This window comes from Polaribacter sp. BAL334, assembly GCF_015767435.1.
Lineage (GTDB): Bacteria > Bacteroidota > Bacteroidia > Flavobacteriales > Flavobacteriaceae > Polaribacter.
Window position 1 is genome coordinate 1 of sequence record NZ_JADWOV010000159.1, and the last position, 1,327, is coordinate 1,327.

General features: G+C 32.8%; 2 protein-coding genes. Both read right to left on the bottom strand.

Translation table 11 applies throughout. From position 1 onward, the window contains the following. A partial coding sequence (locus tag IU405_RS00830; RefSeq protein ID WP_197436748.1) for a DUF3871 family protein occupies positions 1–467 on the bottom strand: 467 nt, incomplete at its 3' end. Next, a partial coding sequence (locus IU405_RS00835) for an AAA family ATPase (protein ID WP_197436749.1) occupies positions 430–1,327 on the bottom strand: 898 nt, incomplete at its 5' end. The genes IU405_RS00835 and IU405_RS00830, both read right to left, overlap by 38 nt.

Below are 1,327 nucleotides of genomic sequence, written 5' to 3' on the forward strand. Positions count from 1 at the left end.
ATACTTTTTTTAGAGAATAGGTTTTGTTCAGAATAGGAACGGACACCACCCACAGAAAGATTAAGTTTCTGATTATTTATAACCGTACATACCTCTGGTATTTCTACCATAAATGCCATACGCTCGTAATAAATGGTTTTCTCATGCTCTAATAACTCTTTGGCAGGTTTTCCAATTGCTGAAGGAATACGCCCTTTAATGATGTGTGAGGTTCTTATGTTTGGCATCATTATAGTTCCTTCAGAAAATAATTCCTGTGCAACAGAACTAACCGCATCTATAAACTCAAAATGAGGAATGGTGGTCTCATTGTCTTTTGCAAATACAGGAATGGTACAGTCTTTTCTTAAATGATTCAGACTAACCTCCTGGGTATTGGCCTCTATAAACCTATTATTATTTGAAATAGTTGGTAATTCTACCTCGTGATTATTTACCACTTGTTGTGTTACTGCTATCAATTCCATTTTTGTGTATTTCTTTAATGATTTCCTTATTGTCAATAATTTGTGTGACCTTCTCGATTTCAGATTTTCTTATCATTATCAGAGATTTGATTTGTTCGTTTATAGTTCCATATTTTTGATATAGCTGTCTTAAATCATCTATTGAAAATGTGCTATTTATTTGCTGGATAATATCTTGTACAGAAACACCTTGATTACACCATTCTAAAAGTCTTTTTCCTGTAGAAGAATTAATTACAAATTCAGGTTTACCCATAAACAACCCTGTTCTATCTTTTGAAGCACTCACTAAATGCTTGTCATTGATAAATTCAAAATTTACAGTAAGTTCATACTCAAATCCTTCTCTTGTTACTTCTTTAGTTCCATGTTTTATCACCTTAGTTTTTCCATTTGAGGTTATATCTAATGAATAATCCATTTTTCTTCTAACAGTGGTAATTATATGTGATTTTGATCCTAAAATAGCATCAATAAAAGCTTGATGTCTTGGGGTCACTTTTGCCCACATCTGGAATGTCCCTCCTAAATCTTCATGTATCTGTAAACACCCTCCTTTTCCAGACCATTCATGTGTAATAGAATCAATGATTATTACTTCCATAGAGGCTTTTTCACAGGTGTTAATAGCTTCAATATACCTTTCTGGACTATAGGGTTCATTTAGGGTTAATACATTGTAATTTCCTAAATGAGAATATAGACTTGCAGAATTATTTTCTGTATCAATGATGGCTATTTTAGACCAATCATTTGTAATACCATAAGCCAATAGTAGCGCAGAATAACTTTTTCCAAATCCACTTGCTCCAGATAGACCAAGTCTTAACTTAACCTGATGTCTTTGTGCTTGTTGTAAT